The 25,994-nt window shown below is 71.9% G+C and carries 25 protein-coding genes and 1 tRNA gene; 4 read left to right on the top strand and 22 right to left on the bottom strand.

The features are described 5' to 3' along the window. Window positions 1-58: 58 nt before the first annotated feature. A complete protein-coding gene (locus tag H7A72_RS05560; protein ID WP_185221898.1) occupies window positions 59-913 on the bottom strand; it encodes a DegV family protein in 855 nt (284 codons plus the stop codon). Window positions 914-947: 34 nt separating this feature from the next. Here H7A72_RS05560 and H7A72_RS05555 point away from each other — a divergent pair, with 34 nt between their 5' ends. Further along, entirely contained in the window at window positions 948-1,412 is a 465-nt protein-coding gene (locus tag H7A72_RS05555; protein ID WP_185221897.1) for a carboxymuconolactone decarboxylase family protein, read from the top strand. Window positions 1,413-1,425: 13 nt separating this feature from the next. Here the strand turns inward: H7A72_RS05555 and leuS are convergent, their stop codons facing one another. After that, the gene (leuS, locus tag H7A72_RS05550; protein WP_185221896.1) at window positions 1,426-4,326 is read right to left on the bottom strand and encodes a leucine--tRNA ligase; all 2,901 of its coding nucleotides are present in this window, start codon (window positions 4,324-4,326) and stop codon (window positions 1,426-1,428) included. A gap of 39 nt (window positions 4,327-4,365) precedes the next feature. Further along, window positions 4,366-5,043: a vancomycin high temperature exclusion protein gene (locus H7A72_RS05545; protein WP_084449571.1), complete on the bottom strand. Its 678-nt coding sequence runs from the start codon at window positions 5,041-5,043 to the stop codon at window positions 4,366-4,368. Between the two features lie 564 nt (window positions 5,044-5,607). Here H7A72_RS05545 and H7A72_RS17085 point away from each other — a divergent pair. Further along, complete coding sequence (locus tag H7A72_RS17085) at window positions 5,608-5,919, top strand: amidohydrolase family protein (RefSeq protein ID WP_223277790.1); 312 nt, start codon at window positions 5,608-5,610, stop codon at window positions 5,917-5,919. An 18-nt stretch (window positions 5,920-5,937) separates the two neighbouring features. Here the strand turns inward: H7A72_RS17085 and H7A72_RS05535 are convergent, their stop codons facing one another. After that, the gene (locus H7A72_RS05535; protein ID WP_084449569.1) at window positions 5,938-6,369 is read right to left on the bottom strand and encodes a hypothetical protein; all 432 of its coding nucleotides are present in this window, start codon (window positions 6,367-6,369) and stop codon (window positions 5,938-5,940) included. Beyond that, the gene (locus H7A72_RS05530) at window positions 6,366-6,698 is read right to left on the bottom strand and encodes a cupin domain-containing protein (RefSeq protein ID WP_084449568.1); all 333 of its coding nucleotides are present in this window, start codon (window positions 6,696-6,698) and stop codon (window positions 6,366-6,368) included. Before H7A72_RS05530 ends, H7A72_RS05535 begins: the two co-directional genes overlap by 4 nt. A gap of 69 nt (window positions 6,699-6,767) precedes the next feature. Here H7A72_RS05530 and H7A72_RS05525 point away from each other — a divergent pair, with 69 nt between their 5' ends. Beyond that, complete coding sequence (locus H7A72_RS05525) at window positions 6,768-7,343, top strand: peroxidase-related enzyme (RefSeq protein ID WP_084449567.1); 576 nt, start codon at window positions 6,768-6,770, stop codon at window positions 7,341-7,343. A 3-nt stretch (window positions 7,344-7,346) separates the two neighbouring features. Here the strand turns inward: H7A72_RS05525 and H7A72_RS05520 are convergent, their stop codons facing one another. The 8 genes from H7A72_RS05520 to H7A72_RS05485 all read right to left on the bottom strand — a co-directional run bounded on the left by H7A72_RS05520 (window position 7,347) and on the right by H7A72_RS05485 (window position 12,834). Then, window positions 7,347-7,895 carry a DUF488 family protein gene (locus H7A72_RS05520; RefSeq protein WP_007925414.1) on the bottom strand — a complete coding sequence of 183 codons (549 nt, stop codon included), beginning with the start codon at window positions 7,893-7,895 and terminating at the stop codon, window positions 7,347-7,349. 7 nt (window positions 7,896-7,902) lie between these two features. Next, complete coding sequence (locus H7A72_RS05515; RefSeq protein ID WP_185221895.1) at window positions 7,903-9,075, bottom strand: benzoate/H(+) symporter BenE family transporter; 1,173 nt, start codon at window positions 9,073-9,075, stop codon at window positions 7,903-7,905. 75 nt (window positions 9,076-9,150) lie between these two features. Next, window positions 9,151-9,223: transfer RNA gene (locus tag H7A72_RS05510), tRNA-Ala, on the bottom strand. A gap of 79 nt (window positions 9,224-9,302) precedes the next feature. Then, window positions 9,303-9,941: a histidine phosphatase family protein gene (locus H7A72_RS05505; protein ID WP_185221894.1), complete on the bottom strand. Its 639-nt coding sequence runs from the start codon at window positions 9,939-9,941 to the stop codon at window positions 9,303-9,305. Further along, window positions 9,938-10,324 carry a ribosome silencing factor gene (gene rsfS, locus H7A72_RS05500; protein WP_072624230.1) on the bottom strand — a complete coding sequence of 129 codons (387 nt, stop codon included), beginning with the start codon at window positions 10,322-10,324 and terminating at the stop codon, window positions 9,938-9,940. The genes H7A72_RS05505 and rsfS overlap by 4 nt, the downstream gene beginning before the upstream one ends. Before the next feature lie 10 nt (window positions 10,325-10,334). Continuing rightward, on the bottom strand, window positions 10,335-10,928 hold the full coding sequence (nadD, locus tag H7A72_RS05495) for a nicotinate-nucleotide adenylyltransferase (RefSeq protein ID WP_084449563.1): 594 nt from the start codon (window positions 10,926-10,928) through the stop codon (window positions 10,335-10,337). Further along, a complete protein-coding gene (locus H7A72_RS05490; RefSeq protein ID WP_084449562.1) occupies window positions 10,925-11,137 on the bottom strand; it encodes a hypothetical protein in 213 nt (70 codons plus the stop codon). Before H7A72_RS05490 ends, nadD begins: the two co-directional genes overlap by 4 nt. Window positions 11,138-11,568: 431 nt before the next feature. Beyond that, on the bottom strand, window positions 11,569-12,834 hold the full coding sequence (locus H7A72_RS05485; protein ID WP_185221892.1) for a glutamate-5-semialdehyde dehydrogenase: 1,266 nt from the start codon (window positions 12,832-12,834) through the stop codon (window positions 11,569-11,571). A 38-nt stretch (window positions 12,835-12,872) separates the two neighbouring features. Between H7A72_RS05485 and pdxY the strand changes: the two genes are divergently transcribed. Continuing rightward, complete coding sequence (gene pdxY, locus H7A72_RS05480) at window positions 12,873-13,727, top strand: pyridoxal kinase PdxY (protein WP_072624227.1); 855 nt, start codon at window positions 12,873-12,875, stop codon at window positions 13,725-13,727. Window positions 13,728-13,730: 3 nt separating this feature from the next. Here the strand turns inward: pdxY and proB are convergent, their stop codons facing one another. The 9 genes from proB to H7A72_RS05435 all read right to left on the bottom strand — a co-directional run bounded on the left by proB (window position 13,731) and on the right by H7A72_RS05435 (window position 25,976). Further along, a complete protein-coding gene (proB, locus tag H7A72_RS05475; protein ID WP_185221891.1) occupies window positions 13,731-14,852 on the bottom strand; it encodes a glutamate 5-kinase in 1,122 nt (373 codons plus the stop codon). After that, the gene (gene obgE / locus H7A72_RS05470) at window positions 14,852-16,360 is read right to left on the bottom strand and encodes a GTPase ObgE (RefSeq protein WP_185221890.1); all 1,509 of its coding nucleotides are present in this window, start codon (window positions 16,358-16,360) and stop codon (window positions 14,852-14,854) included. The genes proB and obgE overlap by 1 nt, the downstream gene beginning before the upstream one ends. Window positions 16,361-16,442: 82 nt before the next feature. Next, a complete protein-coding gene (rpmA, locus tag H7A72_RS05465) occupies window positions 16,443-16,706 on the bottom strand; it encodes a 50S ribosomal protein L27 (protein ID WP_072624224.1) in 264 nt (87 codons plus the stop codon). Between the two features lie 31 nt (window positions 16,707-16,737). Further along, a complete protein-coding gene (rplU, locus tag H7A72_RS05460; protein ID WP_072624223.1) occupies window positions 16,738-17,046 on the bottom strand; it encodes a 50S ribosomal protein L21 in 309 nt (102 codons plus the stop codon). A 166-nt stretch (window positions 17,047-17,212) separates the two neighbouring features. Then, complete coding sequence (locus H7A72_RS05455; RefSeq protein WP_185221889.1) at window positions 17,213-19,930, bottom strand: Rne/Rng family ribonuclease; 2,718 nt, start codon at window positions 19,928-19,930, stop codon at window positions 17,213-17,215. A gap of 158 nt (window positions 19,931-20,088) precedes the next feature. Continuing rightward, window positions 20,089-20,820 carry a TIGR03936 family radical SAM-associated protein gene (locus H7A72_RS05450; RefSeq protein WP_185221888.1) on the bottom strand — a complete coding sequence of 244 codons (732 nt, stop codon included), beginning with the start codon at window positions 20,818-20,820 and terminating at the stop codon, window positions 20,089-20,091. Window positions 20,821-20,857: 37 nt separating this feature from the next. Then, on the bottom strand, window positions 20,858-23,728 hold the full coding sequence (locus H7A72_RS05445) for an FAD-binding and (Fe-S)-binding domain-containing protein (RefSeq protein ID WP_185221887.1): 2,871 nt from the start codon (window positions 23,726-23,728) through the stop codon (window positions 20,858-20,860). Between the two features lie 55 nt (window positions 23,729-23,783). After that, window positions 23,784-23,972 carry a hypothetical protein gene (locus H7A72_RS05440; RefSeq protein WP_125932790.1) on the bottom strand — a complete coding sequence of 63 codons (189 nt, stop codon included), beginning with the start codon at window positions 23,970-23,972 and terminating at the stop codon, window positions 23,784-23,786. Between the two features lie 24 nt (window positions 23,973-23,996). Then, window positions 23,997-25,976, bottom strand: a complete 1,980-nt coding sequence (locus tag H7A72_RS05435) for a TIGR03960 family B12-binding radical SAM protein (RefSeq protein ID WP_185221886.1) — start codon at window positions 25,974-25,976, stop codon at window positions 23,997-23,999. Between the last annotated feature and the right edge of the window lie 18 nt (window positions 25,977-25,994).

Below are 25,994 nucleotides of genomic sequence, written 5' to 3'. Positions count from 1 at the left end.
GCGGACCCCGGGTGCGGCAGTCTGTGGACGAACCCCCTTCAGGCCGTCGGCCTGTGGATCAGCGCGGTCTCGGGCTGACGACGACCCCGATGGTGCCCAGCCCGACGTGCGCGCCGATGACGGCGCTCATCGGCGCCAGCTCGACGGGCCCCTCGATGCGCTCGGCCAGGGCGGCGGCGAGCGGCTCGGCCCGGGTGGCCGCGTCGAGGTGGTGCACCCCGACCTCGACGCCGTCGGCCCAGTCGGGCAGCGCCTCGCACTCGGCCACCGTCAGCTCCTGGAGCCGGGCGATGGCGCGGCCCGCCGTGCGCACCCGCTCGAGCGGCTCGACGTGCCCGTCGACCATGTGCAGCACCGGCTTGATCGCCAGGGCGGAGCCCAGGAGCGCCCTGGCCCCACCGATCCGGCCGCCCCGGTGCAGCCGGTCGAGCGAGTGCACGACCAGTCGCACGCTCGTGGCCCCGCACCGCAGCTCGGCGCGCTCGACGAGCTCCGGCAGCTCCCGCCCGGCCGCCGCATCCCGCGCGGCCCCGATGGCGGCGAAGCCCAGGCCCATGCCCACGGAGCGCGAGTCGACGACCCGCACCGGCACCGGTGCCTCGTCCGCCGCCGCCCGGGCCGCCTCGATCGTCCCCGACAGACCACCGCTCAGGTGGAGCGAGACGATGGCGTCGGCGCCCCCCTTCGCCGCCTGCTCGTAGGCCCGCAGGAAGGTCGCCGGTGACGGCCGGGAGGTGCTGATCTCCGCCTTGCGGTGCAGCGCGTCGACGACGACGGAGCCATCGGCGCCGTCGCCCTCGATCCGCTCGCCACCGTCGATGACCAGCTGCAGCGGGACGACCCGGATGCCGTGCTCGGCGACGATCGCCGCGGGCAGCGTGGCGGTCGAGTCGGTGATGACGGCGGTACTCACAGGCCGAGAATACTCAGAGCCCTAGCCTGTGGTCATGGCCGACACCGACCGACTGCCCTACCTCGACAGGTCCCTGCCCGAGGCGTGGAAGGCCCTCAACGCCCTCGCGCTCAAGGTCTCCGCCGCGGCCGAGGCCGCCGGCCTCGAGCGCGAGACCGTCGAGCTGATGAACGTGCGCATCTCGCAGCTCAACGGCTGCTCCTTCTGCCTCGACCTGCACACCCGGCAGGCGACCGAGGCCGGCGCCACGCTGCAGAAGCTCGCGCAGCTGCCCGCGTGGCGCGACTCGACGCTCTTCGACAGCGTCGAGTGCGCCGTCCTCGACGTCGCCGAGGCGACGACGACCCTGCCCGACCCGCACGTGCGCGGCGAGGCCCTCACCGCCGCCCGGTCGCTGCTGGGCGACGAGCCCTTCGCCGCGGTCGAGTGGGCCGCGGTGACGATGAACGCCTTCAACCGGGTGTCGATCCTCTCCGAGCACCCCGTGCGCATCAGGTAGAACGCGTCAGGAGCTAGACGGGCACGACGTTGACCAGCTTGGGCGCCCGCACGATGACCGTGCGGACGCCGCCCTCGGTCGCGGCCACGATCTTGTCGCGTGCCAGGGCGAGCTCGCGCAGGTCCTCCTCGCTGATGTCGGCGGGGACCTCGACGCGGTCGCGGACCTTGCCCTTGATCTGGATGACGCAGGTGACGCTCGCCTCGACCATCTTGCTCGGGTCGGCCACGGGGAAGTCCTCGTGCGCGAGCGAGTCCGGGTGGCCCAGGCGCGACCACAGCTCCTCGGCCAGGTGCGGGGCGACCGGTGCCACCATGAGCACGAGCGGCTCGATCGCCGCACGCGGCACCGCGTCGAGCTTGGTCAGCGCGTTGTTGAGTTCGATGAGCCGGGCGATGGCGGTGTTGAAGCCCAGCGAGCCGTAGTCCTGGCTCACCGCCGCGATCGTCTGGTGGAGAAGGCGCTCGGTGTCGGCGTCGAGCGCGTCGTCGGTGACCCGCACCTCGCCGCTCTCCTCGTCGACGACATTGCGCCACAGGCGCTGCAGGAAGCGCTGGCTGCCGACGACGGCACGCGTCTCCCACGGCTTGGACTGCTCGAGCGGGCCGAGCGACATCTCGTAGACGCGGAAGGTGTCGGCACCGAACATCTCGTACATCTCGTCCGGGCTGACGGCGTTCTTCAGCGACTTGCCGATCTTGCCGTACTCCTGGGTGACCGGCTGGCCCTGCCAGGTGAAGCTCGTCTCGCCGTCGTCGCCGACGTGCTCCTCGACCTCGCCGGCCGGCACCGGCTGGCCGCGGTGGTCGCGGTAGGCGTGCGCCTGGATGTAGCCCTGCGAGAAGTACTTGCGGAAGGGCTCCTCGCTGGTCACGTGGCCGAGGTCGAAGAGCACCTTCTGCCAGAAGCGGGCATAGAGCAGGTGCAGGACCGCGTGCTCGACGCCACCGATGTAGAGGTCGACGCCGCCCGGGTCACGGGTGCCGGCGGGGGCGCCGGGCACGGCCTCGTCGCGGGGGCCGACCCAGTAGGCCTCGTTGGTCGGGTCGACGAGCGCCTCGGAGTTGGCCGGGTCGAGGTAACGCAGGTGGTACCAGCACGAGCCGGCCCAGTTGGGCATCGTGTTGGTCTCGCGGCGGTAGATCTTCGGGCCGTCGCCGAGGTCGAGCTCGACCTCGACCCAGTCGGTGGCCCGCCCGAGCGGCGGCTCGGGCTCGCTGCTCGCGTCGTCGGGGTCGAAGGTGCGCGGGCTGTAGTCGTCGACCTCCGGCAGCTCGACGGGCAGCATCGAGTCGGGCACGGAGTGCGCCACGCCGTCCTCGTCGAAGACGATCGGGAAGGGCTCGCCCCAGTAGCGCTGTCGGGAGAAGAGCCAGTCGCGCAGCTTGTAGTTGACCGTGCCGCGGCCGACGCCCCGCTCCTCGAGCCAGGTGGTGATCGCGGCCTTGCCCTCGGTGACCGACATGCCGTCGAGGGAGATGGAGTCGTTGGTCGAGTTGATGATCGCCCCGTCGCCACCCCAGGCACCCTCGTGCCCCTCGGGTGCCTGCACGGTCGGCACGATGTCGAGGCCGAAGGCGGTCGCGTAGTCGAAGTCGCGCTGGTCGCCCGACGGCACGGCCATGATCGCGCCGGTGCCGTAGCCCATGAGGACGTAGTCGGCGATGAAGACCGGGATGCGTGCGCCGTTGACCGGGTTGGTCGCCCAGCCGCCGGTGAAGACACCGGTCTTGTCCTTGGTCTCGATCTGGCGCTCGACGTCGCTCTTGCGGCTGGCGGCGTCGCGATAGGCCGACACGGCGGCGAAGGGGGTGTCCGCGCCACCGGTCCACGCGTCGAGGGTGCCCTCGGGCCAACCGCCCTGCGGGACGAGGGAGTCCACGAGCGGGTGCTCCGGCGCCAGGACCATGAAGGTCGCGCCGAAGAGGGTGTCGGGGCGGGTCGTGAAGACCTCGATCGGGTGCTCGGTGCCGTCAGCACCCGTCGCGGTGAAGGCCACCTGCGCGCCCTCGCTGCGGCCGATCCAGTTGCGCTGCATCGCCTTGACCTTGTCCGGCCAGTCGACGCGGTCGAGGTCGTCGGCGAGGCGGTCAGCATAGGCGGTGATGCGCATCATCCACTGCCGCAGGTCGGCCTTGAAGACCGGGTAGTTGCCGCGCTCGGAGCGCCCGTCGGAGGTGACCTCCTCGTTGGCCAGGACGGTGCCCAGGCCCGGCGCCCAGTTGACCGGCGCGTGGCTGGTGTAGACGAGGCGGTACTCGTCGAGGACGTCGGAGCGCTCCTTGGCCGACAGCTGCGACCAGGTGCGGGTCTCCCCCTTCGGCAAGGGGCGCTCACCGGACTCGAAGGACGCGACGAGCTCCGCGATCGGCCGGGCCCGACCTAGGCCGCCGTCGGGCCGCACGGCCTCCTCGTCGTACCAGGCATTGAAGATCTGGCTGAAGATCCACTGCGTCCAGCGGTAGTAGTCGGGGTCGATCGTCGCGAAGGCGCGCCGGTCGTCGTGGCCGAGGCCGAGGCGGCGCAGCTGGCGCTTCATCGTCGCCATGTTGGCCTCGGTCGTCACCCGCGGGTGCTGACCGGTCTGCACGGCGAACTGCTCGGCGGGCAGGCCGAAGGCGTCGTAGCCCAGGCAGTGCAGCACGTTCTTGCCGAGCATCCGCTGGTAGCGGGCGTAGACGTCGGTCGCGATGTAGCCGAGCGGGTGCCCGACGTGCAGGCCGGCGCCCGAGGGGTAGGGGAACATGTCGAGGACGAGCATGTGGCCGTCGTGCTCGCGCACGCGCTCCGGCTCGGCCCACGGGCCGCCGGGGTTGGGCGCGCGGAAGGTCCCGAGCTCCTCCCACCGGTCCTGCCAGCCGGTCTCGATCCGACCGGCCATCTCCGCGGTGTAGCGGTAGGGCGTCTCGCTCATCTGTGGTGCTTCTCCCGGGGTTGACGATCGGGCTTCAGACTACTTGTCGTCCGTCCGGGCCTGCGCCAGCGCATCGGTGATGCCGGGCTCCACGTCCCCGAGGACGGGGTCGCGACGGCTGAGCACGTCGAGCGCCGCCTTGACGTTGGCGAGGTACTCGCGCTGCTCGCCCGCGCGGTAAGGGCCGGCGAAGCGGCGCGCGCTGTCGTCCCCCACCCCGACCGTGTCCAGGCCGATGGCGTTGCAGACCGCGACCGCGCGGGGCACGTGGTAGCTCTGCGAGACGATGATCGCGTCGGGGACCTCGAAGATCCGCTTGGCCCGCACGCAGGTGTCGTAGGTGTCGCGCCCGGCGAAGTCCATGACGACCCGGTCGGTCGGGACACCCGCCTCGACGAGGTGGTCGCGCATGGCGGTCGGCTCGTCGTAGGAGTGCGTCCGGTTGTCGCCGCTGACGAGGATCGCGTCGACGCTGCCCTGCTCGTACAACCGACGAGCGATGTCCAGCCGACCCTCGAGGAAGGGGGTGGGCCGGCCCTCCTCGGTCAGCCCGGCACCGAGGACTATCGCCACCGAGCGGTCGGGTGCGTCGGCGAGCCCGTGGACCTGCCCCGACGCGCTGCGCGCGACCCAGACGTTGGGTGCCCCGACCGCGATAACGGCGAGCGCCACGACGCCCCCCAGGGCCCACCACCCGCGTCGTCCCCTCAGCTCCATGCCCGCAACCTAGTGCCTAGGGTGTGGCCATGAGCGCGCCCGATCTCCCGGAGATCATTGACATCCACACCCACTTCATGCCCCAGCGGGTGCTGGACAAGGTGTGGGCCTACTTCGACTCGGCCGGGCCCCTCATCGGGCGGCCGTGGCCGATCACCTACCGCGAGGACGAAGGGGGCCGCCTGGCTGCCCTGCGGGCGCTGGGTGTGCGCGCCTTCACCTCGCTGAACTACGCCCACCGCCCCGCGATGGCGCAGTGGCTCAACGACTGGTCGAGCGAGTTCGCGGCCAAGCACGACGACGTCCTGCACTCCGCGACCTTCTACCCCGAGCCCGGTGCCGCGGACTACACGGCGGCCGCGATCGAGGCGGGTGCGCGGATCTTCAAGGCGCACGTGCAGGTCGGTGACTACTCGCTGGCCGACCCGCTCCTGGACGACGTGTGGCCGGTGCTGGAGCGCAGCCGCACCCCGATCGTCATGCACGCGGGCAACGGCCCGGCACCCGGCCGCTTCACGGGGGCCGGAGTCCGTCCGGGACCTGCTGCAGCGCCACCCGGGTCTCGTGCTCGTCATCGCCCACATGGGCATGCCCGACTACGGCGACTTCCTCGACATCTGCGCCGAGCACCCCGATGTGCACCTCGACACGACGATGGCCTTCACGGACTTCACCCAGGCCACGTCACCCTTCCCCCGCGAGCGCATGGACGACCTCGTCGCGCTCGGCGACCGGGTGCTCTTCGGCAGCGACTTCCCCAACATCCCCTACCCTTACGAGCACGCGGTGGACGCGGTCCGCCGGCTTGGCTTGGGCGAGGACTGGGAGCGCAAGGTGTTGCACGACAATGCTGCTCGGCTCTTCGGGATCCGCTGACGGTCTGCCGCGCGTCGCTCAGCCGCGCAGGTGGGACAGCACGATGCCGACGGGGATGCTCACAGCGAGCATCAGCAGCATCGCGCGGTAGGCCAGCGCGGCCGCTGCCGGCACTCGTGCGACTCGTGCTCGCAGTGCGAGGACCAGGGCGACGACGAGCAGCACCGACCCGAGGTCGACGAGCAGCGGAGTCGTGACGAGGGTGCCGCCGATGACCAGGAGGCTGCCGAGGTTCCACCCGGCCACCTGCACCCAACCGACCCGGTCACTCGTGGCGTCGACCGCTCGCAACCGACCCATGACGTACTGGGCCACACCGACGACGAGTACGAGATAGGCCGCAGCCCAGCTCCCCTTCGCCCAGTCCATCGGCCCGGTGACGGCCGCGACGAGTCCACCGAGGACGACACCCAGCGCGCCGAGGGCGACGAGCGTGCGAGCAGGAGTCACGCCCCGGTGCCGACGCTCAGCAGCACGACGGCGTCCTCCAGTGCCAGCAGGTCGTGACGGGCTGGCGGGAGGATGAGCAGCTCGCCCGCGCCGCCCTCCCAGGTCTCCTCCCCGGCGGTCAGCCGCACCCGACCCTGCAGGACCTGCAGCGTCGCCTCCCGCGGACTGTCGTGCTCGGCGAGGGCCTTGTCCTGCAGCAGGGCGATGAGCGTCTGGCGCAGGACGAAGTCATGGTGCCCGTGGACCGTCACGGCGCTGCGCCCCGCGGACCCCTCTCGCGCCTTGCCCAGGTGCTCCTGCGCCAGCTCGGTCAACGACAGCGATTCCATGACGACTCCTTCGACGGGGGGATGTGCCCCTCCCATCGTGCACCCTCACGGAGCCGGTACGTTGCCGTCATGGGTCAACAACAGCGTGCGACCTCCTTCCTCCGTGTCCCCGACGTCGACGACGTGCCCGAGGGCGTGCAGCGCCTGTGGACGAAGTCCAAGGAGGCCTTCGGCTTCATCCCCAATGTCTTTCGTGCACAGGCGCTCAACGGCGCCCAGTTCGAGGCGTGGTGGAAGTACTTCAACCTCCTGGTCAACAAGGAGGGCCACCTGAGCAATGCCGAGCGCGAGCTCATCGCGGTCGTCGTCAGCGGCATCAACCAGTGCACCTACTGCGCCGTCTCCCACGGAGCAGCCCTGCGCGAGTACTCGGGCGACCCGGTGATGGCCGACCTCGTCGCCGTCAACTGGCGCCAGGCCGAGCTGAGCGATCGTCAGCGGGCGATGGCGGAGTACGCCGAGCTGCTCACCACGGCCCCGGGGTCGGTGGAGGCCGCCGACCTGGAGCCGATGCGCGAGGCCGGTCTGGACGACCACGAGATCCTCGAGGCGGTCCAGGTGATCGGGATGTTCAACATGACCAACCGCGTCTCGAGCGCTCTGGGCATGGTCCCCAACCACGAGTACCACTCGCAGGCCCGCTGAGCCTCACTCCTCGTCGAGGCTCACTCCTTCGTCGGCGGTGCCCGGGTAGGTCAGACGGGTGCCGTCGACGACGGCGAAGGAGGTCAGCGTGTGCTCCTTGGGCGCGCCGTCCCCGATGATGTCCAGGACGGTGACGCCCCGCACGAGCAGCGCGTCACCGACGAGCGAGCGGTGGCAGCGCCACGGCACTGCCTCGGCACACATGATGACCGGCGACTCCTCCTCGGCGATCTCCAGCAGCCGGGTCAGACCCCGCTCGAACTCCTCGGTGCCCATGTGGTCGGCGTAGCCCTGGAAGGATGCGTTGCGCCACTGCGTGTTGACCGAGTCCGGTCGGCGCTTGCGCAGTCCGCCCAGCTCCTTGACGTACGTGTAGCCGAGACCCGCCTGCGCCAGGGACGCCTCGAGCGCGTCGTGCCAGTACTGCGGGTTGTGCCGCGACTTGGGCACGGTGCGGATGTCCACGACACGCGTGATGCCGAGCCCGCGCAGCCGCGCGATGAACTCGTCGATGGGGCGGGTCGAGTGACCGATCGTGTGGACGGTGCTCACCCCCTCATCATGCACGCGCGCGGTGCGAGCGCAAGACACCCCTGACGACCAGGCCCACGACGATGGCCCAGAAGGCGGCGTTGATGCCGGCGATGGCAATCCCCGAGGCGGCCATGACGAAGGTGGTGACAGCCGGGACGTGGTCCGCGGGCTCGGCGAGGGCTGCCCTGAGCGAGACCGCGAGCGTCCCCACGAGAGCCAGCCCGGCGACGGCCGGGACGACACCCTCGGGGGCCAGGGAGACAAGGGTGGCGAAGGCCGCGGAGGCGATGCCGATCGGGACGAGGAGCACGCCAGAGGTCACGCTGGCGATCCAGCGACGCGAGGTGTCCTCCCCGGCCTCCGGACCGGCCGCGAGAGCAGCACTGATCGCCGCGAGGTTGATGCCGTGACCGCCTGCCGGTGCGCCGACGATCGTGCCGACACCGGTGACGAGCATCGAGCGCTGCCACGGCACCTCGTAGCCGAAGCCGCGCATCACCGCCATGCCCGGGACATTCTGCGAGGCCATCGTCACGAGGTAAAGCGGGAGGGCGATGCCCACCAGTCCCCCGATGGTGAAGGCGGGCGCGGTCAGCTCCAGTCGCGGCACGAGGGCCGCGGCGTCCATGGGCGTTCCCACCGACGTGAGGTGGACGACGATGACGACGGCTGCAGCGACGAAGGCGAGGGGTGAGGCCCACCGGGGCAGGAAGCGCAGCGCGAGGAGCCACACGAGCACGAGGGGTCCCACGGCCCACGGGTTGGCGGCCATGCCCGTCACCGGCCCGAGGCACAGCTGCATGACGATGCCGGCGAGCATCGCCTGCGCCACCGAGGCGGGGATCCGGGTGATGAGCGATCCGAGGGCCGGCACGAGTCCCGTGGCGAGGACGAGGACGCCGGTGACGACGAAGGCCCCGACCGCCGCCGGCCAGCCCCCGTCGACCGCCCCGGTGGAGGCGAGCAGCGCGGCTCCGGGCGTGGACCACGCCACGGTGATCGGCAGTCGGGTCGTCAGGGAGAGGACGACCGAGCTCAGGCCCATGAGGATCGTCACGGCCAGCAGCCCGCTGGCGGCCTGCGCGTGGGTCGCCCCGACGGCGGTCAGGCCTTGCAGGACGACGACGAAGGCGCTCGTGAAGCCGACGAGCGCCGTGACGACACCGGCCGCGACCGGGCGGCTCGTCTCGATCGGCATGGGCACACGCTAGAGGGCGCCGTGACATGCAGAAGGCCCGGACCGCGATGCGATCCGGGCCTTCTGACTGCCGGGTGGAGCTGAGGGGATTCGAACCCCTGACCCCCTCCATGCCATGGAGGTGCGCTACCAACTGCGCTACAGCCCCGAGTGGGTTCCCCCGAAGGGGACTGCGAGAGTTTAACCCTACGCACCCCCGCTTTTCCAAATCGAGCCTCGCGCCTGACTCACAGGCCCTCGGCGGAGGCATTCCACTGGGTGATCCGCCAGCCGGAGCGCCCCTGCTCCACGACCGCCCAGTGGCAGTTGCCGAAGCCCCCGAGCACCCGCCAGGCGGTCTGCTGCTCGAGGCCGACGAGCTCGGCGACGACGGTACGACCGGTCACGCCGTGGGTCGCGACGACGACGGTCTCGCCCGGGCCCATGCCGTCGACGAGCTCGTCGATGGCCGGGCGCACCCGCTGGGCGAGCTCGGCGAGCGACTCGCCGTGGCCACCCCGCTTGAAGTCCTCGCCGCTCACGAGCCGCTCGGCGTCGAGCGGGTACTGCTCGCCGACCTCCGCGGCCGTCAGCCCCTGCCAGGCGCCGGCATGGATCTCGCGCCAGCGCTCGTCGACGGCCACGTCGATGTCACCGCTCGCGGCGGCGACGGCCAGCGCGGTGTCGTGGGCCCGGGAGAGGTCGGAGGTGACGATCCGCGTCGGGCGAAGGGAGGCGATGGCCCGGGCCGCAGCCGCGGCCTGCTCACGGCCGAGGTCGGTCAGCTCGTGGTCGAGGTGCCCCTGCCAGATGCCCTTGAGGTTGGAGACCGTCTGGCCGTGACGCAGCACGACGAGGCGACGGGGCTCCCCCTTCGCCTCGGTCACCGCTCGTCGGACTGCTGCGAGCCCACGACACCGAGGTCCAGGTGCGGGCAGTCGCGCCAGAGGCGCTCGAGGTCGTAGAAGTCCTTTTCGTCGTCGTGCTGGGCGTGCACGACCACGTCACCGAAGTCGATGAGGACCCACCGGCCGGGGCCGTTGCCCTCGCGCCGCAGGGGCTTGATCTGGGCCTGCTCGCGCATGGCCTCCTCGACGGCGTCGACGATCGCCTGGACCTGGCGCTCGTTGTCGGCCGAGACGATGAGGAAGATGTCGGTGAGGGGCATCTGCCCGGACACGTCGAGCCCGGTGATGGTGGTCGCGAGCTTGTCGGCCGCAGCGTGTGCGGCGATGGTCGCGAGGTCGATGGCCTGCTGGGTGGCTACCACGGTGTGTCGGTCACTCCCGGTCGTCGGTGTAGAGCTCGTACTTGTTGATGTACTGCACGACCCCGTCGGGCACGAGGTACCAGACCGGGTCGCCGTCGGCGACCCGCTGGCGGCAGTCGGTGGAGGAGATCGCCATGGCGGGCACCTCCTGGAGGGTCACCTTGTCGTCCGGCAGCCCGGTCTCGCTGAGGTGGTAGCCGGGGCGCGTGACCCCGATGAAGTGGGCGAGATCCCACAGCTCGCCGACGTCCTTCCACGACAGGATCTGCGCGAGCGCATCGGCGCCGGTGATGAAGAACAGCTCGTCGTCGGGCCGCTGCTCGCGCAGGTCGCGCAGGGTGTCGATCGTGTAGGTCGGGCCCTCCCGGTCGATGTCGACCCGGCTGACGGTGAAGCGGGGGTTGGACGCCGTCGCGACGACCGTCATCAGGTAGCGGTGCTCGGCGGGGCTGACCTGCTTGTCCGCCTTCTGCCAGGGCTCACCCGTAGGCACGAAGACGACCTCGTCGAGCCCGAAGCGCGAAGCCGCCTCGCTCGCTGCGACGAGGTGACCGTGGTGGATGGGGTCGAAGGTCCCACCCATCACGCCGAGCCGCTTGCTCAGTGGTGGTCCCCGGCCTCGGGCCCGTGGTCGTCGTGGGCGACGGTGTTGTCGGCGGTCGGGATCTTGGTCGCGGCCTGCCGGAAGGCGAAGAGGGCGGCCAGCATCATCGAGAAGATCAGCAGGGCGAAGAGGCCGTAGACCCAGGGCGCGACCGGCAGCTCGTTGTGGTGGCCGGTCTCTGCGGCGAGGGAGACGAAGGAACTCAGCATGGGTCCATGCTACCCGGCTGTTGTCCACCGACGTCATCCACAGGCCTGTGGGACAAGGCGTGGAGAGCGCCCTCTGCCTGTGGATGAGGCTGTGGGTGGCAGCCGCTCACCGATGCGTCACTCCTGACGTTGCCGAGGGCCACCGACCCCGCGTAGAACAGTCACCACACCGCGGCTGCTTCACGGCGGCCGGCAGGACCACAGGGATAACGACGTCCGCACGTCTGGCACGGGGGAGGCTCCGCGTCGGGCTCAGGCGACTCGAGCGGCGTCGGCGCCTCCTGGTCCACGTGTCACCGCGACGTCGCGGCCCCGCGCCCGGCGTCGTGCTGCAGTCGCCGCAGGACCCCACGGGGCGTGCCACGGACAACGGTCGAGGGCCCTTCCCCGCGTCGGGGGGAGGGCCCTCGGCACGTCCGGGCGAAGGGGGGTCAGCCCCGGATCTGCCCGTCGCCCTCGACGACCCACTTGGTTGTCGTCAGCTCCGGCAGCGCCATCGGGCCGCGTGCGTGCAGCTTCTGCGTCGAGATGCCGATCTCGGCACCGAAGCCGAACTCCCCACCGTCGGTGAAGCGGGTCGAGGCGTTGACGAGGACGGCCGCGGCGTCGACCTCGGCGGTCCACCGGCGGGCCGCGGCCCGGTCCTCGGTGACGATCGCCTCGGTGTGCCCGCTGCCGTGGCGTCGCACGTGCTCCAGTGCCGCGTCGAGGTCGTCGACGACCGCGACCGACATCTCGAGAGCAAGGTACTCGGTGTCGAAGTCCTCGTCGGTCGCCGGCTCGACGACCACCCCGTCAGGGGCGTGCTCGCGGGTGGCGTCGTCGCCGTGGAGGACGACGCCGGCGCCGGCGAGGTCGCGCAGCACGTCCGGGAGGACGTCGGCGGCGACGGAACGGTGGACGAGCAGCGACTCGGCGGCATTGCACACGCTCGGGCGGTGCGTCTTGGCGTTGAGCACGATCGCGAGCGCCTTGTCAGGGTCGGCGGCCGCGTCGACGTAGACGTGGCAGTTGCCCACACCGGTCTCGATGACGGGCACCGTCGACTCGGTGACGACGGCCTGGATCAGGCCCGCTCCCCCGCGCGGGATGAGCAGGTCGACCAGCCCGCGGGCGGTCATCAGCGCCTTGACCGCGTCGTGGTCGCCCTCGAGGAGCTGGACGGCGTCGGCCGGTAGCCCGTGCGCCGTCAGGGCCGAGCGAAGGGCGGCGACCAGGGCCCGGTTGGTGCTCGCCGCCGCGGAGCCGCCGCGCAGGATCATCGCGTTGCCGGACTTCAGGCCGAGGCCGGCGGCATCGACGGTGACATTGGGGCGGGCCTCGTAGATCATCCCGACGACGCCCATCGGCACCCGCACCTGGCGGATCTGCAGGCCGTTGGCCAGCGTCGAGCCACGCACCACCTCACCGACGGGGTCGGGCAGGCCCGCGAGGTCGCGCAGCGCGTCGGCGACGGCCGCGACGCGGTCGGCGTCGAGGGTCAGGCGGTCGAGGAGGCCGGTGGCCATCCCCCCTTCGCGCCCGCGCTGCAGGTCCTCGGCATTGGCCGCGACGACGTCGTCGGTGGCGGCATCGACCGCGTCCGCGAGCGCGAGCAGGGCGGCGTCCTTATCGGCGCGGGTGAGCAGGGCGAGGGTGCGGGAGGCGACGCGGGCCCGCTCGGCGAGGTCCGTGACCGTGGCGATGCTGTCCGTCATGTTCACAGGCTACGACCGGGCGATGCGATGATGCCGGGGTGACCACGATTCTGTCGATCCAGTCCCACGTCGCCTACGGCCACGTCGGCAACTCCGCTTCTGTCTTCCCCATGCAGCGCCTCGGTGTCGAGGTCTGGCCGGTGCACACCGTCAACTTCTCCAACCACACCGGCTACGGCGCGTGGCGGGGTCCGCTGATGGACCCGGCCGACGTCGCCGACGTCATCACCGGGATCGGCGAGCGTGAGGCCTTCGCCGAGGTCGACGCGGTCCTCTCCGGCTACCAGGGCGGCGAGGGCATCGGCGCGACGATCCTCGAGGCCGTCGCGGCGGTCAAGGCCGCCAACCCCGAGGCGATCTACGCCTGCGACCCGGTGATGGGCAATGCCAAGTCCGGTTGCTTCGTCCACGAGTCGATCCCCGTGCTGCTGCGCGAGCAGGTCGTCCCGCAGGCCGACCTCATCACGCCCAACCAGTTCGAGCTGGGCTTCCTCACCGGGACCGAGCCGGAGACGCTCGAGGAGACCCTCGCCTCCGTCGACGCCGCCCGCGCGATGGGGCCCAGCACCATCCTCGTCACCTCGGTGCTGCGCCCCGACCGGCCCGAGGGCACGATCGAGATGCTCGCCTGCCACGAGGACGAGGCGTGGATCGTGCGCACCCCCCACCTGCCGCTCAAGGCCAATGGCTCCGGCGACGTCACGGCCGCGCTCTTCACGAGCCACTGGCTGCGCAGCCGCGACCTGCAGCAGGCGCTCGGTGCCACGGTCTCCGCCGTCTTCGACCTGCTGCAGCTCACGCTCGACTCGGGTCGGCGCGAGCTGCAGCTGGTGCAGGCGCAGGAGGCCTACGCCCACCCGCGCATGCAGTTCGAGGTCACGCGGGTGCGCTGACGCTCACAGGAGCGCGAGGTGGTCGCGGTGGATGACCTCGCGCTCGTACTGCGGGCCGATCTCCTTGGCGAGGTCCTTGGTGCCGCGGCCCATGAGGTGCGGCAGCTCGCCCGAGGTGTAGTTGACGAGGCCGCGGGCGATGACGGCGCCGTCGGGACCGACGACGTCGACCGGGTCACCGTCGACGAAGGACCCCGTGACCCCGGTGATGCCGGCCGGCAGGAGCGAGCGGCCGCGCTCGCGCAGGGCGGTCACGGCCCCCTCGTCGATCTGGACCGAGCCCCGGGGCGTCGTGGCGTGCGCCAGCCACAGCGCGCGCGATCCACGGCTGCGCCGCTGCGGGCGGAAGGCGGTGCCGATGTCCTCGCCGGCGAGGGCCGCCGTGACGTTGTCGGCGGAGGTGAGCACCGTCGGGATGCCAGCCGCCCCGGCGATGGTCGCGGCCTCGACCTTGGTCGTCATGCCGCCGGACCCGACGGCCGACCCGGTGCCACCGATGGAGATCGACGCCAGCTCGGCGGGGTCGCCGACCTCCGCGACCCGCTCGGCGCCGGGGGTGCCGGGCTTGGCGGTGTAGAGCGCGTCGACGTCGGTGAGCAGGACGAGCCCGTCGGCGCCGACCAGCTGGGCGACGAGGGCGGCCAGGCGATCGTTGTCGCCGAAGCGCACCTCGTGGGTCGCGACCGTGTCGTTCTCGTTGACGATCGGCAGCACCCCGAGGTCGAGCAGGGAGTCGAAGGTGCGCTTGGCGTTGGTGTAGCTCGTGCGGCGGGTGATGTCGTCGACGGTGAGCAGGACGAGCCCGATGGTGTGCCCGTGCCGGCCGAAGGCCCTGTCGTAGGCCGAGAGCAGCACCCCCTGCCCGACGCTCGCCGCGGCCTGCTGACGGGCCAGGTCGTTCGGGCGGGTGTCCATGCCGAGCGGCCCGATGCCGGCGGCGATGGCGCCCGACGAGACGAGGACGACCTCGGTGCCCTCGCTGCGGCGCGCGGACAGGGCGTTGACCAGGGCGGCGAGCCGGGCGAGGTCGAGCTCTCCCCCGGCGGCGCTCGTCAGCGACGACGAGCCGACCTTGACGACGATGCGCCGGGCCCGGGCAATCGCCTGCCGGGCATCGCTGCCCATCAGTCCTCCTCGGTCCAGTGCCCGGCCTCGCGCTCGGTGCGCAGGTCCTCGCGCGCCGCGGTCTGGGCGTCCTTGCGCGCGTGGAACTGCTCGCGACGCTCCTGCGTCGTCCGGCGGGTGTTGTCCTCCAGACGCAGGTCGGTGCCGCGGCCACCGAGGAGCTCGGCGCCACCGACGAGGGTGGGCTCCCAGTCGAAGACGACCGCGTCGTCCTCGGGGCCGATGAGCACGGTGGAGCCGGCGACCGCACCGGCCTTGGTCAGCTCCTCCTCGACACCCGCACGGTTGAGGCGGTCGGCCAGGTAGCCGACGGCCTCGTCGTTGGCGAAGTCGGTCTGGTGCACCCAGCGGGTGACCTTGGCGCCGAGGACACGGAAGACCTCGCCGTCGGAGCCGCCCTCGCGGCGCACGACGAAGCCGGCGTCGTCGACGGCCTTGGGGCGCAGCACGACCCGCTGCGGTGCGACCTCGACGGCCGACTCCTCGCGGGCGGCCGTCACGTGGCGGGCCATCGCGAAGGTCAGCTCCTTCAGGCCGGTGTGGGCGACGGCGGAGACGATGAAGACCTCCAGGCCGCGCTCCTCGAGGTCGGCCTTGACCATGTCGGCCAGGTCGAGCGCGTCGGGCACGTCGGCCTTGTTGAGCACGACGATGCGGGTGCGCTCGGACAGCGGGCGCCCGCCCAGGGTCTCGTCGGCGACATAGGCCGACAGCTCGGCCTCGATGACGTCGAGGTCGCTCATCGGGTCACGGCCCGGCTCGAGCGTGGCGCAGTCGATGACGTGGACGAGCACCGAGCAGCGCTCCACGTGCCGCAGGAACTCCAGGCCCAGGCCACGCCCTTCGCTCGCGCCGGGGATCAGGCCCGGGACGTCGGCGACGGTGTAGCGCACGTCGCCGGCGGTGACGACGCCGAGGTTGGGCACGAGCGTGGTGAAGGGGTAGTCGGCGATCTTGGGGCGGGCCGCCGAGAGCACCGAGACGAGCGAGGACTTGCCGGCGCTCGGGAAGCCGATGAGCGCGACGTCGGCGAGCGACTTCAGCTCGAGGACGACGTCGCTGGACTCCCCCGGCTCACCGAGGAGGGCGAAGCCGGGCGCCTTGCGCCGCTGGCTCGACAGGGCCTTGTTGCCCAGCCCACCGCGACCGCCCTCGGCGGCGACGAAGCGGGTGCCGGGCGTGACGAGGTCGGCGAGGACATCACCGGCACGGTTGGTGACGACGGTGCCGGCCGGCACGGGCAGGACGAGGTCCTCACCGTTGGCGCCGTTGCGCTCGTCGCCGGCACCGGGCGCGCCGTTGGTCGCGCGTCGGTGCGGGCTGCGGTGGTAGTCCAGCAGGGTCGTGACCTGGGGGTCGACGACGAGGACGACGTCGCCGCCGTGCCCGCCGTTGCCTCCGTCCGGGCCACCGAGCGGCTTGAACTTCTCCCGGTGCACGGACGCGACGCCATGGCCACCCCGGCCCGCCTCGACGTGCAGGGTGACCCTGTCCACGAAGGTCGTCACGACCTCACCTTTCCTTCGATCTGGTACGGCGAAGGGGGCAGGTCACCTCGACCCGCCCCCTTCGCTCACGCTGTGGCTCGCGTCAGCCGGCGGCACCCGCCGGGAGGACGCTGACGACCTTGCGGCCGCGCTTGGCGCCGAACTGGACCTCGCCGTCCGCCAGGGCGAACAGCGTGTCGTCGCCACCGCGGCCGACGTTGTCGCCCGGGTGGAAGTGGGTCCCGCGCTGGCGCACGATGATCTCGCCGGTGCCGACGAGCTGGCCGCCGTAGCGCTTCACGCCGAGGCGCTGGGCGTTGGAGTCGCGGCCGTTCTTGGACGAGGAGACACCCTTCTTGGAGGACATGTCAGTGGGTTCCTAACTGTTGAAGGAAGGCTCAGGCCTTGATGTCGGTGATCTTCAGCTGGGTCAGCGGCTGACGGTGACCCTGACGCTTGCGGTAGCCCGTCTTGTTCTTGTACTTGACGATCGTGATCTTGGGGCCCTTGGCGGCACCCACGACCTCGGCCTTGACGCTGGCCTTGGCCAGCTTGTCGGCGTCGCTGGTCACGGACGAACCGTCGACGAGCAGGATCGGCTGCAGGTCGACGCTGTCGCCGGCCTCGCCCTTGATCGAGTTGATGAGGATGGTGTCGCCGACGGAAACCTTCTCCTGGCGGCCACCGGCGCGAACGATCGCGTACATCTGGGGGAACTCACTCTCTGTCTCTGGCGCACTCGCTCTGTCTGACCGGCCAACAGTCCGCATGCCGTCAGGCATGCAGCGTCCGCTCGGTGGGCGCACCAAGCGACAAGACTACCGGCGACCCCCTCCCCCGGACAAACCGGCGAAGGGGGTTGCGGTCGCGAGGTCAGGCCTTGGGCGGGCCGGCCTCGGAGGTCACGCGCTTGCGCTTGCGACGGGCCGGGGCGGACGGCTCGGGGTCGGCGACCGGCGTGGTCGCAGCCTCGCCGGACTCCCCCGCGACCTTGGTCAGCGGAGCGCCCGTGGGCTCGGCCGGGGCGGTGAGGTCGACGGCCTGCAGGGCCACCGGCGCACCGGCGCTCGAGGCTGCTCGGCGGCCGCCACGACGCCGCGTCGGAGCCGGCGTCTCCTCGGCCTGCTCCGGCGCGGGAGCCGTGACCGGCTGCGGCTCGGGCTCGGGCTCGGGGGCCGGGGTCTCGGAGAGGTCGACGGGCTCGAGGGCGACGGGGGCACCGGCGCTGGACGCGGCCCGGCGGCCACCGCGGCGTCGCTTGGGCGCCTCCTGCTGCGGCTCCGGCTCGCTCTGCTCGACCGGCTCGCTCTGCTCGACCACCGTCGTGGGCTCGAGCCGGGCGACGTCGTCCTCGCCGGCCTCGCCGGCGATGTTCTTGATCGCCGCCGCGTGGGCCGCCGCCGCGATCTGGGCCGCGGTGCGGCCGTTGGCGTCGGTCTGCTCCTCGACCGGCTCCCGGCGCTGCGAGGAGGTGTCCTTGTCCCCCTTCGACCGGCCACGACGCGACTTGCCGCCGCCACCGCCGCCGTTGCCGCCGTGGTTGCCGCCGGCGTGACCACCGGGATCGTGGGCGACGGGCTCGCTGTGGACGATGATCCCGCGGCCGTGGCAGTGCTCGCACTCCTGCGAGAAGACCTCGATCAGGCCCGCGCCGACCCGCTTGCGGGTCATCTGGACCAGGCCGAGCGAGGTGACCTCGGCGACCTGGTGCTTGGTGCGGTCACGGCCGAGGCACTCGAGGAGGCGCCGGACGACGAGGTCGCGGTTGGACTCGAGGACCATGTCGATGAAGTCGACGACGATGATGCCGCCGATGTCGCGCAGTCGCAGCTGCCGGACGATCTCCTCGGCGGCTTCGAGGTTGTTCTTGGTCACCGTCTCCTCGAGGTTGCCCCCGGACCCGGTGAACTTGCCGGTGTTGACGTCGACGACCGTCATCGCCTCGGTGCGGTCGATGACGAGCGAACCGCCGGAGGGCAGCCAGACCTTGCGGTCCATCGCCTTGGCGATCGCCTCGTCGATGCGGTGCGCCGCGAAGACGTCGCCCTCACCCGTGTAGCGCTCGAGACGGTCGGACAGGTCGGGCGCGACGTCGTCGACGTAGCCCTTGATCTCGCGCCAGGCGTCGTCGCCGGCCACGACCATCTTGGCGAAGTCCTCGTTGAAGATGTCGCGGATGACCCGGACGGTCATGTCCGGCTCGGCGTGCAGCAGGACGGGCGCGCCGCCGGCAGAGCCCTTCTTGCCCTTCTTCGACTCGGCCGTGGAGCTGATCTTGTCCCAGGCCTTGGTGAGCCGCTCGACGTCGGCGGTCAGCTCGGCCTCGGAGGCCCCCTCCGCGGCGGTGCGCACGATGACGCCCGCGCTGTCCGGGACGACCTGCTTGAGGATCCCCTTGAGGCGGGAGCGCTCGGTGTCGGGCAGCTTGCGCGAGATGCCCGTCATGCTGCCCTCGGGCACGTAGACGACGTAGCGGCCGGGCAGCGAGATCTGCGAGGTGAGGCGCGCACCCTTGTGGCCCACCGGGTCCTTGGTCACCTGGACGAGGACCGAGTCGCCGGAGGACAGCGCATTTTCGATCCGCCGGGCCTGGCCGTTGCCGACGCCCTGGGCCTCCCAGTTGACCTCACCGGCGTAGAGCACCGCATTGCGGCCCTTGCCGATGTCGATGAAGGCGGCCTCCATGCTGGGCAGCACATTTTGCACCCGGCCGAGGTAGACGTTGCCGACGAGGGTCGAGGTCGTCTCGCGGGAGACGTAGTGCTCGGCGAGCACGCCGTCCTCGAGGACACCGATCTGGGTGCGGTCACCGTGCTGGCGCACGACCATGACCCGCTCGACGCTCTCGCGACGGGCGAGGAACTCCGCCTCGGTGATGATCGTGCGGCGTCGACCGGCCTCGCGGCCCTCGCGGCGGCGCTGCTTCTTCGCCTCGAGGCGGGTGGAGCCCTTGATCGCCTGGGGCTCGTTGCGGCGCGACTCGCGCACCTTGGTCACGGTCCCGGGCGGGTCCTCCTGACCGCCGTTGCCCCCGCCGCCACCACGGCGACGGCGGCGACGCCGGCGGGCGCTGCCGCCGCCCTCGTCGTCGGAGTCACCGTCGTCGTCGGAGGAGTCGTCGCGCTCGGAGTCGGCGCCGTCGGAGGCCTGGGCGTCGTCGCCGGACTCGTCCGCATCGGCCGACTTCTTGGACTTGCCGCGGCCCTTGCCGCCCTTGCTCTTGGCGGAGCCCCGGGCCTCGTCGTCGGACTCGTCGGCGCCTCGCTCGTCACGGGAGTCACCCGAGTCGTCGGAGCCGTCCTGGTCGCCGTCGCCCTCGTCGCCGGTGCGGTTGTTGCGGCCGCGGCCACCACGGCGGCGGCGACGGCGACCCCCTTCGCCCTGGCCGGAGTCGGCGTCGTCGGAGGAGTCGGAGCCGGAGTCGTGGTCCTCGTCGGGCGACTCGTCGTCCTCGTCCGCCGGCTCGGGGGCCGGTCGGCGGGCCGGGGCCGGGGCCGGGGCGGGGGGCTGGAAGAGCAGTCCGAAGCTCGGGACTGCTGCGGGGGCTTCGGTCGTGCTCTCGTCGACCGGCTGGTCGTTGTCGGTGGCCATGTGGCACCTCCTGCACCGCGGCAGGACCCCGACACCGGCACCCCTGGGGGTGCAGTCCAGCCGCCGCGCGGCGTGGCGGGCGCTCGCCCGCGGAAAGGTCCGTGTTGCCTCGACGTGGCTCGCGCCCAGCGCGGCACCCCGTCAGGGCCGGCGACGACTCAGTCGGTGGCCAGAGGGTCGGCCACGCTCTCGGTCTCGCTGCTCCAGATCCCCTGCGCCAGGCGCGTCGCCTTGGGCGATCGCGTCGGCGCGAACGAGGTGGCAGCGGTGATCGCGCTGAGGACGTCGTCGGGGCGAACGGCAGGTGTGGTGTGCCGCACGACCATCGTCAGTATCGCACAGCCCTCGTCCGAGCGACCGGTCTCTGCCCGGATGACGGGCTCGCGCGCGTCGTAGGACTTCATCCCGCGCTTGAACATCCGGCTGACCTCGACCCGCTCCTGGGCGAGGAAGCCCTCGACCGCCCGCTCGAGATCGGCCAGCTCGACGCCCGGGAACTCCAGCAGCCACCGGCTGGCCTGCAGCCGATCGGCCAGCGCCCCCGGCTCGGCGTCGACGACCGCGACGATGTCGAGCCCGTCGGGCAGGGCGGCGTCGAGAGCCCGGCCGAGTGCGTCGGGGTCGACCCGCTCGGTCACCGAGATCTCGAAGTACTCCGCCTCGCTCGCGGCACCGGTGGCCGCGCCGTTGGCGTAGGAGATCTTGGGGTGCGGGTGGAAGCCCGCGGAGTAGGCCATGGGGACACCCGCACGACGCAGGGCCCGCTCGAGGGCGCGCCCGAAGTCACGGGTCGAGGAGTAGCGCAGCCGGCCGCGACGGGCGTACTGGATGCGCAGCTTCTGGACCGGCGGCGGGGGCGGGGGACCGTCGGGGGTGCGTTGCGGGGACATGGGGGTCAAGCCTAATGGCGACCCCGTCGTGGGCTGATCACCGACCGGCGAGCAACTCCACGAGGTGGACCCCGGTCCGCTCCGACAGGTCGGCGATCTGCGTCTGGCAGGAGAACCCGTCGGCGAGCACGACCGTCTCGCGGCCGGCCGCCTCGATCGCCGGCAGCAGCTGCTGCTCGGCGACCTTGACCGACACCTCGTAGTGGCCCAGCTCGACGCCGAAGTTGCCGGCGAGCCCGCAGCACCCGCCGAGCCGGGTCACCGTGGCACCGGTCCTGGCGAGCAGCGCCTCGTCGGCCGACCAGCTCATCACGGCGTGGTGGTGGCAGTGCGGCTGCGCGACGATCTCGGTGCCGGTGAGGTCGGGGGCGACCCAGCGCCCTTCGTCGATGGCGCTCGTCAGCACCTCGGCGACGGTCCGCACTCCCCCGGCCACCTGCCGGGCCGCGCCGGAGTCGACGAGGGCCGGCAGGTCGTGGCGCAGGGCAGCGGTGCAGCTCGGCTCCATGCCGACGACGGGGATGCCGGCGGCGACGACCGGGGCGAGGACGTGCGCGGCCTCGGTGAGGGTCTTCTTCGCCGCGTCGAGCTGCCCCGTGGAGATGAAGGTCAGGCCGCAGCACAGCGCCTCGGCGGGGACGAAGGGGGCACAGCCCGCCTCGCGCAGCACGGCCACGGTGGCCCGACCGACCTGCGGCGAGAAGTGGTCGGTGAAGGAGTCGACGAAGAGCGCCACGGGGTGGTCGGTGGCGGCGGCCTGGGCGGCCGAGGCGACGAGCCCCTCGTCGGCGGCCCAGGCGCGGAAGGTCTGCCGCGCGAAGGTCGGGATGCTGCGCCGCGGGTCGACGCCCGCCGCGGGCAGGGTCACCCGCTTGAGTCCGGGGAGGGAGGTGAGTGCGTTGGCGACCCGAGGGAGCTTCGAGGCGACGCGGGCCAGCTGCGGCAGCCGGCCGAGCGAGTAGTGGCTGCGCGGGCGGATACGGCCCCGGTAGGTCTGGTGCAGGGTCTCCGACTTGTAGGTCGCCATGTCGATGCCGGTCGGGCAGTCGCTGGCGCAGCCCTTGCACGACAGGCAGAGGTCGAGCGCGTCGTGGACCTCCGGCGAGCGCCAGCCGTCGGTGATCGTCGTGCCGTTGAGCATCTCCTGCAGGGCCCGGGCGCGGCCGCGGGTGGAGTCCTTCTCCTCCCCCGTCGCGAGGTAGCTCGGGCACATGACGGTGCTCGACGTGCCCACCGCACGACACTTGCCGACACCCGTGCAGCGGTGCACGGCCTGGCTGAAGTCGCCGTCGTCGCCTGCGTAGCCGAAGGCCAGCGGCACGGTGACCTTGTGCGCGGCGGGGATGCGGATGTCGGCCTCGACGGGTGCGGCGTCGACGAGGACGCCGGGGTTGAGCAGGTTGGTCGGGTCGAGGGCGTGCTTGACCGCCCCGAAGAGCGCCATCGTCTCGGCGTCGTACATGCGCGGCAGCAGTGCAGAGCGGGCCCGGCCGTCACCGTGCTCCCCGGAGAGCGACCCGCCGTAGGACGCCACGAGGTCGGCGGCCTCCTCGACGAGACGGCGGTAGCGGTCGGTGGCGTCGGGCGCGTCGAGGTCGACGTCGAGGCGGATGTGCAGGCAGCCGTCGCCGAAGTGCCCGTAGGGCAGGCCCTGCACGTCGTGCGCGTCGAGCAGAGCATCGAAGTCGCGCAGATAGTCGCCCAGCCGCTCCGGCGGCACGGCCGCGTCCTCCCACCCCGCGTGGGCGGGTCGGTCGCGGGGCGAGCGCGAGGACAGGCCGGCGCCGTCCTCGCGGATCTTCCACAGCGAGCGGGCGTGGCCGGGGTCGGTGACGACGAGCGAGTCGGTGTGCGGGATCTCGTGGCAGACCCGCTCGGCGGCGGCCTGCGCCGCGGCGGGGTCCTCCCCCGGCACCTCGACGAGCATCCACGCGGCGCCGCGCGGCAGGTCGGGGACCGCGTGCGGCCCGCGACGGCGGCGCACGATGTCGACGATGCGCGAGTCGATGCCTTCTGCCGCAACGGCGCCCAGCCCTCTCAGCTGGTGGGCGACGTCGCCGGCGGCATAGATGTCGGGGAAGCCGAGGACGGCCAGGCAGGTGGCGGCCGGGTCGGTGACCAGACGCACCCGGGCCTGCGTGACGACGGCGAGGGTGCCCTCGGAGCCGACGAGCATGCGGCCGATGTCGCGACCACGCTCGGGCGCGAGGTGCTCGAGGGCATAGCCGGAGACCTGTCGGCCGAAGCGGCCGAACTGGGTGCGGATCGTGCCGAGGTGGTCGTCGGCCAGCTGCGTCAGGCGGGCGACGAGGGCGTCGTCCCCGGTGAGCGAAGGGGGTCCGCCCGCCACTCCCGTCGTCGCGGACAGGGTCGCGCCGGCCGCGGTGAGCAGCTCCATGCCCACGATGTTGTCGCTCGTGCGCCCGTAGCCCAGGGCGCGGTTGCCGCACGCGTTGTTGCCGATCATCCCGCCGACGGTGCAGCGGCTGTGGCTGCTCGGGTCGGGACCGAAGCGCAGCCCGATCTCGCGGGCGCGGGCCTGCAGCGTCGCGTGCACCGTGCCGGCCTCGACGAGCGCGGTCGCGCTGTCACGGTCGACGTCGAGGACCCGCCCCAGGTGTCGGGCGGTGTCGATGACGATGCCCGGACCGACGGCATTGCCCGCGCACGAGGTGCCGGCGCCGCGGGTGGTCACCGGCACGCCGAGCTCGCGGGCGACCGAGAGGGTCGCGGCGATCTCGTCGGTGTGCCTCGGGAAGACGACCGCCCGCGGCGGGACCCGGTAGATCCCGGCGTCTGTGGCGTACATGCCGATCGTCAGGGCGTCGTTGCGGGCGTCGGTGACCCCCTCCCGGCGCAGTGCCTCGGTGAGCACGGTGGGCGTCGCGGTCGTCGGCGTCGCGGTCATGTGGCGCATTGTCCCCCTTCGTCCTCGTGACGTGCCGCAGGGGGCCGCAGGCTGGTCAGCTGCGCTGCACCCACCACGGGACGACGACGAGCGCGACGAAGACCAGTGCGACGAGAGCCGCACCGCCCATCGTGTAGCGGGTGCGCGAGGACTCGCTCCACCGGCGCATCGGCAGGACGGCGAAGCCGATCCCGTAGATCACGGCCACGGCCCCCACGACCATGGCGCCGGTCTGGACTGACATCTCCTGCTCCCCCTGCCGCGGACCTCAGGAGCTGATCATGTCCTGACGGCCGGAGCCGAGGACGGTGAGCGGCAGCAGCGTCTTGCCGGTGGGGCCGATCTCGATGTCGGTGCCCATCTGCGGGCACACGCCGCAGTCGAAGCACGGGGTCCAGCGGCAGTCCTCGACCTCGGTCTCGTCGACCGCGTCGAGCCAGTCCTGCCACAGCCACTCCTTGTCGAGGCCGGAGTCGATGTGGTCCCAGGGCAGGACCTCGGCCTCCTCCCGCTCGCGGGTGGTGTACCAGGCGACGTCGACGCCGGTGCCCGCCAGGGCGGTCTCGGCCGCGGCCATCCAGCGGTCGTAGGAGAAGTGCTCGCTCCACCCGTCGAAGCGGCCGCCGTCGCGCCAGACCTGCTCGATGACCCGGCCCACGCGGCGGTCACCGCGCGAGAGCAGACCCTCGACGATGCCCGGCTTGCCGTCGTGGTAGCGGAAGCCGATGGACCGGCCGTAGCGCTTGTCGGCGCGGATCGCGTCGCGCAGCTTGTGCAGCCGCTCGTCGGTCTCCTCGGCACCGAGCTGGGCCGCCCACTGGAAGGGGGTGTGCGGCTTGGGCACGAAGCCGCCGATGGAGACGGTGCAGCGGATGTCGTTGTGCCCGGCGACCTGACGGCCGGTCTCGATGACCCGCTTGGCGACCTCGGCGATCTGCAGGACGTCCTCGTCGGTCTCGGTCGGCAGCCCGCACATGAAGTAGAGCTTGACCTGGCGCCAGCCGGCGCCGTAGGCGGCCGAGACGGTCTTGATGAGGTCGTCCTCGGTGACCATCTTGTTGATCACCTTGCGGATGCGCTCGGAGCCGCCCTCGGGGGCGAAGGTCAGGCCGGAGCGGCGGCCGTTGCGGGTCAGCTCGTTGGCCAGGTCGATGTTGAAGGCGTCGACGCGGGTGCTCGGCAGGGACAGGCCGGTGTTGGTGCCCTCGTAGCGGTCGGCCAGGCCCTTGGCGATGTCGCCGATCTCGGTGTGGTCTGCGCTGGAGAGCGAGAGCAGCCCGACCTCCTCGAAGCCGGTCGCCTCCAGGCCCCGCTCGACCATCTCGCCGATGCCGGTGATCGAGCGCTCCCGGACCGGACGGGTGATCATGCCGGCCTGGCAGAAGCGGCAGCCGCGGGTACAGCCGCGGAAGATCTCGACGCTCATCCGCTCGTGGACCGACTCCGCGAGGGGGACGAGCGGCTTCTTGGGGTAGGGCCATGCGTCGAGGTCCATGACCGTGTGCTTGTCGACGCGCCACGGCACGCCGGTCTCCACCGGAGCGACGCGCTGGATCCGCCCGTCGAGCAGGTAGTCGACCTCGTAGAAGGCCGGGACGTAGACGCCGCCGGTCGCCGCGAGGCGACGCAGCACCTCGACACGTCCGCCGGGACGGCCCTGGGCCTTCCACTCGGCGATGATGTCGGTCGCCGCGAGCACGGCCTCCTCGCCGTCACCGACGATCGCCGCGTCGATGAAGTCGGCGACCGGCTCCGGGTTGAAGGAGGCGTGCCCGCCCATGACGACGATCGGGTGCTCGTCGCCGCGGTCGGCCGCGTGCAGCGGGATGCCGGCGAGGTCGAGCGCGGTGAGCATGTTGGTGTAGCCGAGCTCGGTCGAGAAGCTCAGGCCGAACACGTCGAAGTCACCGATCGGGCGGTGGCCGTCGACGGTGAACTGCGGCAGCCCGTGCTCGCGCAGCAGGGCCTCCATGTCGGGCCACACCGCGTAGCTGCGCTCCGCGAGGGCGTCGGGGCGCTCGTTGAGCACTTCGTAGAGGATCATCACGCCCTGGTTGGGCACGCCGACCTCGTAGGCGTCGGGGTACATCAGGGCCCAACGGACCGTGAGGTCCTGCCCGTCGGGGCCGTGGCCGCCGACGTGCCAGTCCTTGACCGTGGAGTTCAGCTCGCCCCCGACGTACTGGATGGGCTTGCTGACCCGCTCGAGCAGGGGCTCGAGGGCAGGGAAGATCGACTCACCGGACATGCCTACAAGGGTAGGTCC

It is taken from the genome of Janibacter sp. YB324 (assembly GCF_014217915.1).
GTDB lineage: Bacteria > Actinomycetota > Actinomycetes > Actinomycetales > Dermatophilaceae > Janibacter > Janibacter indicus.
This window is presented reverse-complemented; position numbering and strand designations above follow the sequence as displayed.